This window comes from Ruegeria sp. CJ6 (assembly GCF_056536665.1).
The window spans coordinates 139,777-154,017 of the sequence record NZ_JBQFQB010000001.1; the positions used below are offsets into that span (position 1 = coordinate 139,777).

A 14,241-nucleotide genomic window follows, 5' to 3' on the forward strand; every position below is an offset into this window, starting at 1 on the left:
GGTGAGCGGGTCATCCCGGGTAGTGGCCGTACTTGGCCCGACGAACACAGGTAAAACTCACTACGCGATTGAACGTATGCTGGGGTACCGGACCGGTGTCATCGGTCTGCCGCTGCGGCTGCTCGCGCGCGAAGTCTATGACAAGATTGTCGCTATTCGCGGTCCGTCTGTTGTGGCGCTGGTGACAGGCGAGGAACGGATCGTACCGCCGCGCACCCAATACTGGGTCTGTACAGTTGAGGCGATGCCAGAAGGCATGGGCACTGATTTTGTGGCGATTGACGAAATTCAGCTTTGCGCGGATCCCGAGCGCGGCCATGTCTTTACTGACCGCCTGTTGCGGTCGCGCGGCACCAATGAAACGCTGTTTCTCGGCTCTGACACCATGCGCGGCCCCATCGCGGCCCTTGTGCCCGAAGCGCAGTTCATCCGGCGTGAACGGATGTCTCAGCTGGTCTATTCCGGTTCGAAAAAGATCAGCCGAATGCCTACGCGCAGTGCGATCGTCGGATTCTCGGTCGACAATGTCTATGCCATCGCCGAGCTGCTTCGTCGCCAAAAGGGCGGGGCGGCGGTCGTCATGGGGGCGCTCAGCCCTCGCACGCGGAATGCGCAGGTTGACCTCTATCAAAACGGTGAGGTTGATTATCTGGTGGCTACGGATGCCATCGGTATGGGGTTGAACCTGGATGTGAACCATGTGGCGTTCTCATCTCTGACCAAGTTTGATGGCCGCCGAATGCGGCCTCTGGCCCCCAACGAGTTGGCCCAGATCGCAGGACGGGCCGGGCGCGGAATGTCGGATGGCACGTTTGGTGTGACGGGCGAGGCTCCGCCGCTGGATGAGGGCGTAGCCCAAGCCATTATGGACAGCCGGTTCACGCCTATGAAAAAGTTGAATTGGCGGAATGCCGCTTTGCGGTTCGGCTCAATCGACGCACTAATCGACTCGCTTGAGGTCAGCCCAGACAATGAGCACCTGATCAAAGCGCGGCCAGCTGACGATCTGAACGTCCTGAAATCTCTGTCCCAAGTCACCGAAGTTGTTGCCCGTGCCAGCGATGGACCGTCGATCCGTTTGCTATGGGATGTGTGCAGAATCCCCGATTTTCGTGGCATCAGCCATGCCGAACATGCCAGCCTGCTTGAGGTGATCTATGGCCATCTGCATGAGCGCGGAAGTATCCCCGATGATTTCATGGCGCGGCAAATCCGCCGTATCGACCAAACCCATGGCGACATTGATGCATTGTCCAAAAGGTTGGCATATATTCGCACTTGGACATATGTTGCGCAACGAAACGGTTGGGTGCGTGACGAATCCCATTGGCGCGAGGAAACGCGCACTGTAGAAGACAGGCTGTCGGACGCTCTTCACGACCGTTTGACTCAGCGATTTGTGGACCGGCGCACGTCAGTGTTGCTGCGCCGGCTCAAACAGAAGGAGGCCCTTTTGGCCGAAGTAAATGACAAGGGTGAAGTGACCGTCGAAGGTGAATTCGTCGGTCGTCTGGAAGGGTTCCGGTTTACCCCGGACAAAAGCGCGCAGGGGACTGAAGCGAAAGCCTTGAAGTCAGCCTCTCTGCAAGCACTCGCGCCGCAATTCCATCTGCGTGCCGATCGCTTCTACAATGCGCCCGATACCGAAATTGATTTCACCGATCAGGGTGGCCTGATGTGGGGCGAGTATGCCGTGGGCAAACTTGTTGCCGGTGCCGAGCCTCTCAAGCCTGTGGTCGAGGTTTTTGTCGATGAGGCCGCCGGGCCGGACGTGGAACAGAAGGTTCAGCGCCGCCTGCAGCATTTCATCGACCGCAAAGTGGCAGCCCTGTTCGAGCCGCTGCTGAACCTGTCGCGGGATGAAGAATTGACGGGCCTGGCGAAGGGCTTTGCCTTCCGTATGGTCGAGTCGTTGGGCGTGCTGCCCCGTGTGCAGGTTGCGCAAGAGGTCAAGGATCTGGATCAGGACGCCCGTGGTGCGCTGCGCAAACATGGCATCCGGTTCGGTCAATTCACCATCTTCATGCCGCTGCTGCTGAAACCCGCGCCAACGCGCCTGCGTCTGGTACTATGGGCATTGTCCGGCGGCTTGCAGGAGTTCCCCGAAGCACCACCTCCGGGTCTGGTTACCGTTCCGGTCGCCAAGGATGCGCCGCAGGGCTATGACACCATGTGCGGCTACCGCGATGCGGGCGAACGCTCAATCCGGATCGATATGCTGGAACGGCTGGCCGACATGCTGCGGTCCGAGGATAGCCGCGGTGGGTTCGAAGCCAAACCCGACATGTTGTCGATTACCGGCATGACCTTGGAACAGTTTGCAGACCTGATGCAGGGACTGGGTTACAAGGCCGAACGCGGCGAACGTGAGAAGGCCAAGCCGGTCCCCACGGAGCAGCCTGTGGCGGAAGCCGAGGAACAACCTGTCGTCGATGAGACACCGACCGCAAATGCCGAAGCGGATGACGTCGGTATAACCGCCGAGGCGTCAGCCGAAGCCTCCGAAAGCACCGAGGCGGCAGCAGAGGTTACGGCCACTGAGAAATCAGCAGAGTCCAAATCGGATGAGCCCGAAATTGAGGTGTTCTACACCTTCACTTGGGGGCGCCAACGTCAGCAAAACCGTGGTCCGCGTCGCGAGCAGGGGCAGGGCAAGGGCAAGCCGCGTGGTAAACCTCAGGGCAAGCCGCATGGCAAGAAGGGGGGCAAGCCTCAGGGCGCCAAGACCTTCTCGTCACGGCCACCCAAAAAGGAAAAGGCAATCGATCCCGATAACCCGTTTGCGGCAGCGTTGATGGGTCTGAAGGACGGCAACTGATCCGCGATGGCCGAGGCCAAGCTGCGGATCGACAAATGGTTGTGGCAGGCGCGGTTCTTCAAGACCCGTAGCCTGGCCGCCAAACAGGTCAGCGGCGGCCATGTGCGTCTGAACGGAAATCGGGTGCTGAAACCGGCGCAAGCCGTGGCACCCGGAGATGTCCTGACCTTTCCGCAGGGGCGTATTGTTCGGGTTGTACGTATCGAAGCGCTTGGCGTGCGTCGCGGCCCGGCCCCCGAGGCGCAAGCTTTGTACTTCGATATGACCGAAAAGCAGGACGTATCGCCCAAGAATCCTGCGTTTGAGGGAAAAGGTCGTCCAACCAAGAAAGAAAGACGCGCGCTTGATCTTTCTCGCATCCCAAAGGGGTGATCTGACCTTGAAGCGGCGGTCAGACTGGATTAGCTAGTCGCCAAAGCGCAAACGGGAAATCCAACATGACCTACGTTGTCACCGAAAACTGCATTGGCTGCAAATACACCGACTGTGTCGAGGTTTGTCCGGTGGATTGTTTCTACGAAGGTGAAAACACATTGGTCATTCACCCCGACGAATGCATTGACTGCGGTGTCTGCGAACCCGAATGCCCCGCCGACGCCATCCGCCCCGATACCGAGCCGGGGATGGAGCAGTGGGTCGAGTTCAACCGGAAATACTCGGAAATGTGGCCGGTGATCGTGACCAAAAAAGACCCCTTACCCGAGGCCGAGGAACGCGACGGCGAAGAAGGCAAGATGGAGAAATATTTCTCGGAAGCCCCAGGCGAGGGCGGTTGACCGATTCGGCAGCCGGTTACCGTTCATTTGGCATCAATCTGTGCATTAATTAGTTGAGGTAGAAAGGGAATTTCCCATTTACCTCGGCGCGGTCTTTTGAGTGTCGCAAATTTGTGATATACTAGGGACTGAATGATGACTGTGATTGGGATGTGCTCCGTAAGTATGCTCGCTTTGGAGTTCTGAATTTATGACAAATAAGCCGCCTGACGGGGCCATGCAGGGCCTCGGCTGTGGTGCTTTTGTCGTCTCATATCCCGATCAGTAATGAAGGATGAATATGAATGTCGAAATCGAAAAAGCTTGAGTTCCGCCCGAACGATTATGTCGTCTACCCGGCTCATGGCGTAGGTCAGATCGTGTCAATCGAAGAGCAGGAAGTTGCGGGCTTCTCGCTTGAGCTGTTCGTGATTTCTTTTGAAAAAGACAAAATGACCCTGCGCGTGCCGACTAACAAGGTCACTGAATCGGGGCTTCGGTCGCTCAGCTCACCGGATGTGATCAGCCAGGCAATGAAGACGCTGAAGGGCAAAGCCAAGGTCAAGCGTGCCATGTGGTCGCGCCGGGCGCAGGAATACGAGCAAAAGATCAACTCGGGTGACCTGATCTCGATCGCCGAAGTGGTCCGCGACCTGCACCGCACCGACGACCAGCGCGAGCAGAGTTATTCCGAACGTCAGCTGTACGAAGCCGCGCTGGAACGTCTGACACGCGAAGTGGCCGCAGTTTCTGGCGCCGATGAGATTTCGGCTGCCAAACAGGTCGATGAGGTTCTGACCTCACGCGCAGCCTGATCGCGTTCAAGCCAATTTAAGGGTCGTCCCGATATCCGGGGCGGCCCTTTTTCGTGACTAGGCGCTTGGTCTTGTGGTGTGTGTCGGGTATTTTTCTGTAACTGCAGGAAGATACGGGGACATGATGAAGCAAACTGTCAAGTTTCTCTACATCAGCCACGAGCCGGTCTCGGTCTGGTTTCGCTATGGGCTGATCCTGTTCGATATCGCCTCGATCATCTTTTTTGTCTCCACGGCGAATATCCCGCATGGGCCTGGGCTGACGGCGGCAAGTTTGGGTGTCGGGCTGATCATCCTAATGGATTTCTGCGCGCGGATGTGGATTTCCAAAGACCGCTGGAAACTGCTGCGCCAGATTTACACGATGGCAGACATCGTTGTGATCGTGTCGCTGCTGCTTGACCCGTTCCTGACCGGCAATCTCGCGTTTCTTCGGATATTGCGCGCGTTGCGGCTGATCCATTCCTATCATCTGCTGCGGGATTTGCGCCGAGATAGTCCTTTCTTCCGAACCCACGAGGACGCGGTGATTGCGGCGATCAATCTGATGGTCTTTGTTTTTGCAACCTCGACTGCAGTACTGGTCTTTTTCGTCCCCGAAGATGCGCAGACCCCCTATATCGACGCACTTTATTTCACTATGGCGACCCTGACGACAACGGGGTTCGGAGATATCACGCTGGGCACACCAGCGGGAAAGCTGTTTTCCGTTTTCATCATGGTTGTTGGCGTGGCGTTGTTTGTCCGTCTGGCGCAGGCGATCTTCATGCCGCAGAAAGTGCGCTACAAATGCCCAAGCTGCGGCCTGTTCCGGCACGATCCGGATGCTGTGCATTGCAAACACTGTGGCGCGACGCTGCGCATTGAAACCGGTGGGGCGTCTTAGATTGAGGCTGTCAGCGCCAGGAGGAAGGTGATTTCCGAGACCTGCTGCGTGGCCCCCAGAATATCACCGGTTTGGCCACCGATCTTGGTCTTGGCGATGCGAGCGACAAAAGCCGCTGCAAGCAGGGCGCAGAGCATCGGCGTGATGGCTGATCCACCCAGCAGCAATAGCGACAGGACGATAGCCAACACGATACCGGCCAGCACCGCAGACAAGGGGGGCGCACCAACCGAATGGCTCAGCCCCGATTTGCGAGCGTTGGGTAGCGCGCGCATCAGCACGGGCATCATGGCGCGTGAGAACAGGCAGGCGGCCAAAATGCCCGTCAACAGACCTGCACCGATCAGCGCCATGACAGCCGCAATTCGGAGCAGTTGGGCCAGCAGCAAGGCCAGCACGCCGTAAGTGCCGATATGGCTGTCCTTCATGATCTCCAGTCGACGTTCGGTTGTGAAGCCGCCCCAAAGCCCGTCGGCCGTATCGGCTAGCCCGTCTTCGTGCATCGCTCCGGTTGCGATGATCAACGTGGCGACCAGCAGGGCGGCGGTGGCAAGGGTTGGCAGCTGCGCCCAGATTGCAATCCAGGCGACGCCGCAAGCCAGCGCCCCCACAACAAGCCCGGCAAGGGGATAGGCCCAAGCCGCACTCGACTGGCGGGTGAACGCTTGATCGGGCAGGCGCGGCAGGGGCAGGCGCGTCAAAAGGACCAGAGCCAGCGGGATATCCCACAGGGAAAACGGGGTTGTGTCGTTTTTGGTCACTCCCAGGCCTTTCCGGGTCTTGTTGCTTTGCCAGCATTGGTTAAACACACACAACCACTCTGATGCAACGAGGCTTTCCATGCTGCCCGAACTCAATGACCTGAACAGTTTTCGCAATGCGCTGACCGCCGCACCCGGTCCGGATACCGCTGCCAAGCAGGGCGCGGAAGAGCGCAACGGTCAACTAACCAAACCGCCCGGCGCGTTGGCGCGGCTTGAGGATCTGGCGATCTGGTATGCAGGTTGGCGCGGGGATGCGCGGCCTCAGATCGATGCGCCGCAGGTCATCGTGTTTGCGGGCAACCATGGCGTAACTGCTCAAGGTGTCTCGGCGTTCCCGCCCGAAGTGACGGTGCAGATGGTCATGAATTTCGAACATGGCGGCGCGGCGATCAACCAGTTGGCAAAGGCTGCGGGCGCGAAGATGGACGTGCACGCGCTGGAGCTGGACCGTCCGACCGCAGATTTTACCCAAGCCCCCGCGATGAGCGAAGAGGAATTTCTAAGCGCACTGCGCACAGGATGGCAGGCGGTTGATCCGCAGGCCGATCTGCTGGTTGTTGGAGAGATGGGGATCGGAAATACCACGCCGGCTGCCGCCATCGCTTGCGCGCTATTTGGCGGGGATGCCGCCGACTGGACCGGGCGCGGGACCGGTGTGGATGATGCCGGACTGGCGAACAAAACCCGGGTTGTTGCGGAAGGCGTCGCTCTGCATGGTCAGGGCGATGGGCTGCATATTCTAAGGTGCCTCGGCGGACGCGAGATTGCGGCTATGGCTGGCGCGATAGCCGCCGCGCGCGTATTGCGGATACCGGTCATTCTGGATGGATTCATCTGTACCGCAGCCGCAGCCTGTCTGGCGCAGATTTCGGAAACAGCGCTTGATCACACCATCGCGGGCCACCAAAGCGCCGAGGGCGCACATGCCGCGATGCTGGACAAGCTGGACAAAGAGCCGTTGCTGAGCCTAGGTTTGCGCTTGGGCGAGGGCTCGGGCGGGGCGTTGGCGATCAACATTCTGAAAAGCGCGGTTGCTTGCCATTCCGGCATGGCGACATTCGCTGAAGCGGGTGTGTCGGACGGTTAAGCCGACTTCTTGGCGTGTTCCTCGGCCAGTTCCAGCAGCGCGGTTTCCAGATCTTTTTCCAGTTGCCGCGCACGCTCGATGTATTTCTTGTTTTCGGCTGTCGGCATGCCGGGGATCCACAGTTCTGCAAGCTCGCGCACCGATCCCCGGTCGTGGTGATAGAAGGTCTGCTCGGCCTGTGCGGCCTCGTATTCACTGAGGCCGATATTCTCCAAAACATAGCGGCCCGCGCGTAGCGATCCGTCGAACATCTCGCGGACAATGTCGTTGGCCCCGGCCTGATACAGTTCATAGACATGGTTGCGGTCGCGGGCGCGGGCGATGATGTGCAGATCGGGCCGCTGGCGGCGGGCATATCCGACGAGACGGGTGACCTGTTTGTAGTCATCCATGGCCGCGACAAGGACCGCTGCCTTTTCGATTCCAGCTGCACGCAGCAATTCGGGGCGAGTGGGGTCGCCAAGGAAGCCTTTGACACCGAACCGTCGCATCAGCTGGATCGTTTCGATATCGTGGTCCAGAACAACTGTTTTAAACCCACTTGCCTGTACCAGCCGGTTGACGATCTGCCCAAAGCGACCGATCCCGGCGATGATGACAGGGCCTTTTTCGTCGATCTGATCGGGTTCAACCTGCGGATTGCTCTCGCCGAGAAAGCGCGAAAGTACGTCGTAGACGATAAACAGAAGCGGAGTGATCAACATGGTCAGCGCAATGATCATCAACAGTTTTTGCGACAAACCCGGTGGAATCACGTTCTGCTGCGTAGAAAACGCCAACAAGACAAAGCCGAATTCGCCGGCCTGGGCCAAACCCAGCGTGAACAGCCAGTGATCGCGCCCGCGCAGCTTGAAGGCGCGCCCGACGATGAACAGGATGATCCCCTTGGCCAGTATGACCAGCAAGGCCAAACCGATCAGGTCAAACGGGTCGGCGAAGAAATACCCGATATCGATCCCAGCGCCCACGGTGATGAAGAACAGGCCCAGCAACAGCCCCTTGAACGGCTCAAGGTCGCTTTCCATTTCGTGTCGGAACTCCGAACTGGCCAGAACCACTCCGGCCAGAAACGCGCCAAGAGCGGGCGACAGGCCCACAAGGGTCATCAGGAACGAGATGCCGACCACGATCATTAGCGCCAGTGCCGTATACATTTCGCGCAGGTGGGTGGCGTGGATGAAACGGAACAGTGGGCGGGTCAGGTAGATGCCGGCCAATACGACAAACGCGACGGCGCCAATGGTGACAAGTGTAACGGCCCAGCCGGGCAGACCTTCGACCAGCGAGAGTTTGGCGTGATAATCCGCGTCTTTGGCTATGCCTACGCCACGGCTGATGGAGCCGTCATCTTCGATGTGGATGCTTGCGGGCAGGGCAAGCAGCGGCAGGAAAGCTAGGATCGGGATTACGGCAATGTCCTGCGTCAGCAGGACCGAGAAGGTCGCTCGACCTCCGTTGGTTTGCATCAGGCCCTTTTCGGACAGGGTCTGCAGCACGATTGCAGTGGAAGAAAGTGACAAGGTTAATCCAACCGCCAGCGCCACCGACCACTGATGACCCGCATAGAACGCCACAGCTGCGATTGCGGCGGTCGACAGGCCGACCTGCAGCCCGCCCAAGCCTAACAATTTGTCCCGCATATCCCACAAGGCACGGGGCTCAAGCTCGAGCCCGATCAGGAACAGCATCATCACGACGCCGAATTCGGCCACATGCTGCAGGCTTTCCGTCTCGGCCCCGACAAGGCCCAAAATGGGACCAATCGCGATGCCTGCGGCCAGATAACCCAGCACCGATCCCAGACCCAGACGGGCGGAAAGCGGCACCGCGATCACCGCAGCTGCCAGATAGATCGATGCCTGATAAAGGAACTCGTTCATTATTGTCCTCTTAAATCCGCTCAGGTCGGGAGCGGCGCGTCGCGTTTCAATTGGTCCATTACGATCTGGCTTTGCACCCGTGCAACTGCAGGATGCGGCAGGATCACTTCGTGAAGCAAGGTATTGAGTGCGGATAAGTCGTCACAATAGACATGAAGCAGGTAATCTGCCTCACCTGTCATCGTCCAGGCGCTGGTGATCTCGGGGCGGGTGTTGACCATGCGGGCGAAGCCTGCGGATTGTTCGGGGCCATGAGTGCCCAGATGCACCTGAATGAACCCCTGAACCTGTAGCCCCAGCCTCAGCGGGTCCAGTCGTGCGGTGTACCCAGTGATATAACCCTCGGCCTCAAGGCGCTGTCGGCGACGGCCCGCCTGACTGGCGGATAGATTCAGCACATCACCCAATTGCTGCGACGTCAGATGCGCGTCGCGCTGCAAAGCTGCGAGTATTCCGATATCAATCCGATCCAGCACGTGCGGCGTTTCCTCAAGATTTGCAATCAATATGCGGAAAGTACGCATCTAAACTTAGTTTATACGAAAACAATGCGCAGAAACAGCACTCATTAAGGCGTATTTTTGAATCAGCAAAGAAATTCCTGTTTTCCGAGGAGACGCGCCATGGGTCCTTTCCCGCATAACGCCCCGAAATCTGTCATCAGCGAAGAAAACCCAGCCGGTACCGACGGGTTTGAGTTTGTTGAATTCGCACACCCCGAGCCGCAAGAGTTGCGAAACCTGTTTGCGCGAATGGGCTTCGACTATGTCGGCTATCACCGCAACACTCCCAGGGTCGAGCTTTGGCAACAGGGTGATGTAACCTACATTCTGAACGCGGATCCTGATAGTTTTGCAGCCAAATTCGTGGCCGAGCACGGCCCCTGCGCCCCTGCCATGGGCTGGCGCGTTGTTGATGCTCAGAAGGCTTATGAGCACGCGATCGCCAAAGGGGCTGAGCCCTATGATGGCGCAGACAAGACCATGAACGTTCCGGCGATCAAGGGCATTGGTGGTTCGCTGATCTACTTCATCGATCAGTATTATGACACCTCGCCCTACAACGAGGAATTTGAATGGCTGGAGCAGTCAAAACCGCGCGGCGATGGGTTCTACTATCTCGATCACCTGACCCACAACGTGTTCAAGGGCAACATGGACAAGTGGTTCAAATTCTACGGCGACCTGTTCAACTTCCGTGAAATCCGCTTTTTCGACATTCAAGGTAAGTTCACCGGGCTTTACAGTCGCGCGTTGACTTCACCTTGTGGTCGCATCCGTATTCCGATCAATGAAGATCGTGGCGAGACCGGACAGATCGTCTCCTACCTGAAGAAGTACAATGGCGAAGGCATCCAGCATATCGCGGTGGGCAGCGACGATATCTATGCCTCGACCGATGCCATTGCCGAGAAGGGTCTGAAGTTCATGCCCGGTCCGAACGAGGCCTATTATGACATGTCTTACGACCGTGTTTCCGGCCATGATGAGCCCAAGCATCGGATGATGAAGCACGGCATTCTGATCGACGGTGAAGGTGTAGTTGATGGCGGTGAGACCAAGATTCTGCTGCAGATCTTTTCGAAAACAGTCATTGGCCCGATCTTCTTTGAGTTCATTCAGCGTAAAGGGGATGACGGGTTTGGTGAGGGCAATTTCAAAGCCCTGTTTGAATCGATCGAACGCGAGCAGATCGAGTCGGGTGAAATCTCGGCAGCCTAAACATGAATCAATGAAATCAACCGAGCGCCGTGTCTGACCGACATGGCGCTTTTTCTTTACCCGCGCGGCATCTTGAGCGTGATGTTCTTGCCGCGCTTCTGATAGCGCAACTCGCTGTCGCCGATGGCGATGACATTACCTCCGTCGATGCGATCGCCCACCTTAAGCTTTTTGTAGCGTCCGCTGGGCAGGCGGACCAAAGCACGGCGGTTTGCCGGGGTGCCGTACACGCCGATTAGGTTCAACTTGCGCAGGTTAATCGCGTTGTCGATGGTTGCTTGTCTCGCAACTGACGCGGAAGACGGAATTTTGGGATTGACCGTTCTGGGCTGGAACGAACCAACTTCATCGGCATTACTGGCCACATTTGCGGTCGAGGCCAGCGCTGCACTCCCAGAACTAGGTTGCCGTGTCGCGCGCGCCGTGATGCTGGCAGGCCTGATTTTTGGACGGGGTACCCGTACAACAGCCAGCGCAGTCGGGGTTTCATCGACCTGCGGAGGGGTTTGCAGAGACTCGGGCCGCAGCTTGGGCCGGACCGAGGCCAGTTCTTGCCGGGATCGACCGCCAAGTTGCTGGCGTTCGAATTGATCCACCAGATTTTCCGGGCGTGGCCGCGGGCGAAACGCCGCGAGTCTCTCATCGACCTCTTCTATGACAACGGGTTCTGTTTCGAACCTGGTTGGGGGTTCGGGGGGCACGGATGCGGGACGACCCAGATAAACCATCACGCCGGCCGGGTTCAGCGTGCCTTCGGCACTTGGCGTCACAAGTCCGCGTTCATCCAGGTTGAACCGCTGCCCCGCTTGGCCTGGCAAAGAGATCGACTCAAAAGACGCATCTGTGTCGAGGCTGGCAAGTTCGGGTAGTGCGACGGAATCGGTCGACAGGTCCGAGCGATCGACCGATGTGAGATATTGATTATCCACGCCAGCCACAGGCGCTGGCTCCAGATCTGAAGGTTCAACAGGGGCGGTGCCGGTAAACTCACGAAACTCGGTTCTGCTCTCTGGCAGATCAGCGATGTCTTCGACCGGCTCCGGTTCAATCTTCAGTGCTTCGAGAATGGCCTCGTCCGTGGGGGTGAGCACCGGTTCTTCCTCTGCCACTTCAGGTTCTTGTGGGAGGCTTGCGATCTCGGTTTCCTGAGGTTCGGGTTGTGCCTGCGGTTCTGCAGTTACAGTTTCTGGCTCTGGCTGCAGCTCGGGCTCTAACGGTTCGGCCACTTCGACAATTTCGGGGTCAGAGCTGTTGTAAGACCAGACACCCAGCAACATTCCAAACACAACCGACGCTGCGATCGCAGGAATTGCAAAGCGTTTCAGATCCGTTCCTGTCTTGGCAGACGAGGGCAGTGCTTTGGTAGCAGGCTCAAATGCAGGGGGGGCTGCATCTTCAGCGATGGCGTGAACCGGTATGTCCGGCGTATCAACGGGTTTGGGGGCCGCAATCACTGCGTCCTCATCCACAATGATCGGCAGTTCCAGAAATGGCGCGTCCAGAGCATCGTTGCCGGTTGCGCTGACCCAGAATGCCTCGGGGATAAAGCCATGATCGGTGGCAAATGCGCTGGCTTCGTCCAGCGTTTGCTGGGCCACAGCGGCAACCGGGGTCTCAGTCCCCACGTCGCCCGCGACATAAGCCAGCTCTGATAGCTCATAGGGCGTGGCTGCGGCCAACGTATCCTTGACCTTTTTCGCCGCTGCATCGGTGTCCAAACCATCGGTGTCGACAACCAAGAGGCGCACCTGATCGGATGGAATAACAAGCTTGCAACTCAGGTCATTTTCCAGCGCGAATCCCTGATCCCGAAGGGCCTGCATCTGGTCCGCGAAATCTGACGCATCTAATGGAACGGTTCCAATGCAGTACCAGTCTCCATCCGACTGATGATGCAAGGAAATGCCGTTTTCAGAAAATGACAGCGCAAAGGCGGGTTTCATAATCGCGATGAACCATAATTGTCGGCTTTTATGCAAACGCTTAGATGTCTGCCCGCCGAGATTAGAGCAGGAACTCGCCGAGGGAAAGAAAAAGGCACGTTTCCCCCTTGCCGTGTACGGGCCCGACCACCCATCTTGAGAGCAAGCATCAAGGAGGGATCATCTTGAAGACACTTGCTTTTTTGGCCGCCATGGCCGCTGCCACCGCGACTCTGCCCGCCCATGCGGAAGAACGTCGCATCTCGGTCAGCGGGACCGGTACGGCTCTGGTTGCACCCGATATGGCAACGATAACACTGGGCGTGACCAATCAGGATGCGCAGGCATCGGTAGCGATGCAGGCGACCTCGGACGCGGTGACGCAGATCCTCAAACGACTGGACGAAATGGGATTGGAGGCGCGCGATGTTCAGACGCGCGATCTTTCGCTTTCACCGGTCTGGTCGGGGCGCAGCAATTCCAGCAATGAGCCACCCAAGATCACTGGGTTCACCGCGTCCAACCGCGTTTCGGTTCGCGTGCGGGATCTGGATAATCTGGGCCAGATCATGGATGCGGTCATCAAGGACGGTGCCAATGATTTCGGCGGTCTGAGCTTTGGCGTGCAAGAGCCCAAACCGCTTGAGGCTGAAGCACGGGCCAAAGCTGTGGCAGATGCGACCGAGAAGGCGCAGCAACTAGCGCAGGCGTCCGGGGTTACGCTGGGTCCCATCCTATCGATCAACGACCACGGCGGAGGTGTTCGCCCGATGGCTCAGATGCGCGAGATGGCGATGTCGGACGCCGGTGGCGTGCCGGTCGCAGGCGGAGAGATTTCCGTTTCGGTCAATATCGCGATGGAGTTCGAAATCGCGGAGTAAGCTACGATCCAACGCGGGCTTGCAGCGGTTGGCGCTGCTGGCCCGATGCATCGAAATTCCCCGGCGCAAGCCAGTTCTCGAATGCCGCGCGAATGCGCGGCCACTCGCTGTCGATAATCGAAAACCACGCCGTATCCCGGTTGCGCCCTTTGTAATGGGTCGCCTGCCGGAAGACGCCCTCGAACGTGAAACCCAAACGTTCAGCTGCGCGTTTTGATGGCGCGTTCAGGGCGTCGCATTTCCATTCATAGCGGCGATAACCAAGCTCATCGAACACCCGGCGCATCATCAGATACATCACTTCGGTTGATTGCGGTTTACGCTGCAGCAAGGGTGAGAAATGGATGTGGCCCACTTCTATTGCACCCGCGGCTGGTTCGACTCGAAGGTACGAGGCCATCCCGACGGGTACCTCATCCGCGTCGAACACTGTATGGAACATCGGGTCCGCATCCATGCAATTTGACTGCGCCCATGCGGTGAAATCCGCCTCAGAGTCGAACGGGCCGTAGGGAAGGTAAGTCCAATTGCGGCCGTCCATGTCATTGGCAAACGCCCGGTACAAGCCGGGCGCGTGCCTGTTTACATCCAATGGCACAACGGAACAGAACCGGCCCTGCATCGGTGTGTAAGGTGGCGTGGGGCGAGGGAACTCGCCCGTGACCGAAAAACCGATGGGTTGACCCAGTTCATTTGTGTTGTGCCCGATCAT

Annotated in this window: 13 protein-coding genes; 8 read left to right on the top strand and 5 right to left on the bottom strand. The window is 58.1% G+C overall.

Features of this window, described 5'->3' with window-relative positions; all coding sequences use genetic code 11:
- Position 1 precedes the first annotated feature (1 nt).
- The 5 genes from ACR0BT_RS00745 to ACR0BT_RS00765 all read left to right on the top strand — a co-directional run bounded on the left by ACR0BT_RS00745 (position 2) and on the right by ACR0BT_RS00765 (position 5,274).
- Positions 2–2,818, top strand: a complete 2,817-nt coding sequence (locus ACR0BT_RS00745; protein WP_480762316.1) for a helicase-related protein — start codon at positions 2–4, stop codon at positions 2,816–2,818.
- A 6-nt stretch (positions 2,819–2,824) separates the two neighbouring features.
- The gene (locus ACR0BT_RS00750; RefSeq protein WP_170393403.1) at positions 2,825–3,190 is read left to right on the top strand and encodes an RNA-binding S4 domain-containing protein; all 366 of its coding nucleotides are present in this window, start codon (positions 2,825–2,827) and stop codon (positions 3,188–3,190) included.
- A gap of 65 nt (positions 3,191–3,255) precedes the next feature.
- Positions 3,256–3,594, top strand: coding sequence for a ferredoxin FdxA (gene fdxA / locus ACR0BT_RS00755; protein ID WP_010439399.1), 339 nt, complete (start codon positions 3,256–3,258; stop codon positions 3,592–3,594).
- A gap of 284 nt (positions 3,595–3,878) precedes the next feature.
- On the top strand, positions 3,879–4,388 hold the full coding sequence (locus ACR0BT_RS00760) for a CarD family transcriptional regulator (RefSeq protein WP_010439402.1): 510 nt from the start codon (positions 3,879–3,881) through the stop codon (positions 4,386–4,388).
- 124 nt (positions 4,389–4,512) lie between these two features.
- On the top strand, positions 4,513–5,274 hold the full coding sequence (locus tag ACR0BT_RS00765; RefSeq protein WP_170406404.1) for an ion channel: 762 nt from the start codon (positions 4,513–4,515) through the stop codon (positions 5,272–5,274).
- On the opposite strand, the gene cobS is transcribed toward ACR0BT_RS00765, so the two are convergent.
- A complete protein-coding gene (gene cobS, locus ACR0BT_RS00770) occupies positions 5,271–6,035 on the bottom strand; it encodes an adenosylcobinamide-GDP ribazoletransferase (RefSeq protein WP_480762317.1) in 765 nt (254 codons plus the stop codon). The two genes, ACR0BT_RS00765 and cobS, sit on opposite strands and share 4 nt — an antisense overlap.
- Before the next feature lie 79 nt (positions 6,036–6,114).
- On the opposite strand from cobS, the gene cobT reads away from it, so the two are divergent.
- Positions 6,115–7,125, top strand: a complete 1,011-nt coding sequence (cobT, locus tag ACR0BT_RS00775) for a nicotinate-nucleotide--dimethylbenzimidazole phosphoribosyltransferase (protein WP_480762318.1) — start codon at positions 6,115–6,117, stop codon at positions 7,123–7,125.
- Here the strand turns inward: cobT and ACR0BT_RS00780 are convergent.
- Together ACR0BT_RS00780 and ACR0BT_RS00785 are read right to left on the bottom strand one after the other, a co-directional pair.
- Positions 7,122–9,005: a monovalent cation:proton antiporter-2 (CPA2) family protein gene (locus ACR0BT_RS00780; RefSeq protein ID WP_170393396.1), complete on the bottom strand. Its 1,884-nt coding sequence runs from the start codon at positions 9,003–9,005 to the stop codon at positions 7,122–7,124. The genes cobT and ACR0BT_RS00780 overlap by 4 nt on opposite strands.
- 20 nt (positions 9,006–9,025) lie before the next feature.
- Entirely contained in the window at positions 9,026–9,529 is a 504-nt protein-coding gene (locus tag ACR0BT_RS00785; RefSeq protein ID WP_370644441.1) for an Lrp/AsnC family transcriptional regulator, read from the bottom strand.
- A 99-nt stretch (positions 9,530–9,628) separates the two neighbouring features.
- Here ACR0BT_RS00785 and hppD point away from each other — a divergent pair, with 99 nt between their 5' ends.
- Positions 9,629–10,726 (top strand): 4-hydroxyphenylpyruvate dioxygenase, encoded by a 1,098-nt coding sequence (hppD, locus tag ACR0BT_RS00790; protein ID WP_480762320.1) that lies wholly within the window; start codon positions 9,629–9,631, stop codon positions 10,724–10,726.
- 56 nt (positions 10,727–10,782) lie between these two features.
- Here hppD and ACR0BT_RS00795 read toward each other — a convergent pair whose 3' ends face one another.
- The gene (locus ACR0BT_RS00795) at positions 10,783–12,669 is read right to left on the bottom strand and encodes a hypothetical protein (RefSeq protein WP_480762321.1); all 1,887 of its coding nucleotides are present in this window, start codon (positions 12,667–12,669) and stop codon (positions 10,783–10,785) included.
- A gap of 164 nt (positions 12,670–12,833) precedes the next feature.
- Here ACR0BT_RS00795 and ACR0BT_RS00800 point away from each other — a divergent pair, with 164 nt between their 5' ends.
- Positions 12,834–13,529, top strand: coding sequence for an SIMPL domain-containing protein (locus ACR0BT_RS00800; RefSeq protein ID WP_170405107.1), 696 nt, complete (start codon positions 12,834–12,836; stop codon positions 13,527–13,529).
- A gap of 1 nt (position 13,530) precedes the next feature.
- Here the strand turns inward: ACR0BT_RS00800 and ACR0BT_RS00805 are convergent, their stop codons facing one another.
- On the bottom strand, positions 13,531–14,241 hold the full coding sequence (locus ACR0BT_RS00805) for a GNAT family N-acetyltransferase (protein ID WP_480762322.1): 711 nt from the start codon (positions 14,239–14,241) through the stop codon (positions 13,531–13,533).

What these genes read in the sequence shown, in the direction of transcription:
- ACR0BT_RS00750 (WP_170393403.1), top strand. Translation starts at nt 2,825, where the DNA reads ATGGCCGAGGCCAAGCTGCGGATCGACAAATGGTTGTGGCAGGCGCGG.
- fdxA (WP_010439399.1), top strand. Translation starts at nt 3,256, where the DNA reads ATGACCTACGTTGTCACCGAAAACTGCATTGGCTGCAAATACACCGAC.
- ACR0BT_RS00760 (WP_010439402.1), top strand. Translation starts at nt 3,879, where the DNA reads ATGTCGAAATCGAAAAAGCTTGAGTTCCGCCCGAACGATTATGTCGTC.
- ACR0BT_RS00765 (WP_170406404.1), top strand. Translation starts at nt 4,513, where the DNA reads ATGAAGCAAACTGTCAAGTTTCTCTACATCAGCCACGAGCCGGTCTCG.
- cobT (WP_480762318.1), top strand. Translation starts at nt 6,115, where the DNA reads ATGCTGCCCGAACTCAATGACCTGAACAGTTTTCGCAATGCGCTGACC.
- ACR0BT_RS00780 (WP_170393396.1), bottom strand. Translation starts at nt 9,005, where the DNA reads ATGAACGAGTTCCTTTATCAGGCATCGATCTATCTGGCAGCTGCGGTG.
- ACR0BT_RS00785 (WP_370644441.1), bottom strand. Translation starts at nt 9,529, where the DNA reads ATGCGTACTTTCCGCATATTGATTGCAAATCTTGAGGAAACGCCGCAC.
- hppD (WP_480762320.1), top strand. Translation starts at nt 9,629, where the DNA reads ATGGGTCCTTTCCCGCATAACGCCCCGAAATCTGTCATCAGCGAAGAA.
- ACR0BT_RS00795 (WP_480762321.1), bottom strand. Translation starts at nt 12,669, where the DNA reads ATGAAACCCGCCTTTGCGCTGTCATTTTCTGAAAACGGCATTTCCTTG.
- ACR0BT_RS00805 (WP_480762322.1), bottom strand. Translation starts at nt 14,241, where the DNA reads ATGATCGGGCACAACACAAATGAACTGGGTCAACCCATCGGTTTTTCG.